The 246-nt window shown below is 41.1% G+C and carries 1 pseudogene; it reads left to right on the top strand.

From position 1 onward, the window contains the following. Nucleotides 1-246 (top strand): annotated as a pseudogene (locus LKK83_RS17675) (group II intron reverse transcriptase/maturase); the annotation flags it as partial.

Genomic DNA, 246 nt, shown 5'->3' with positions numbered 1-246 from the left:
CAGAAAGTATTACCATTATGGAGCCAATGGAAACTGGACGTTTCAAGCGCAAGATGGGTTAAGACTGCTAGCACACGCAGAAACTCCTATCAAGCGACACATCAAAGTCAAAGGTGATAAGTCTTCATTTGATGGAGATTGGGCTTACTGGAGTAAGAGAGGAATTAATAAAGTTGGTCTCCCAACTAAATTAACCAGACTTTTGAAGGAACAAAAAGGCAAGTGCAATGAATGTGGCCTGTTCTT

This window comes from Phormidium sp. CCY1219 (assembly GCF_035615515.1).
Lineage (GTDB): Bacteria > Cyanobacteriota > Cyanobacteriia > Cyanobacteriales > Laspinemataceae > CCY1219.
The sequence above is the reverse complement of the archived record's forward strand: the minus strand, read 5'-3'. Positions and strand labels throughout refer to the sequence as shown.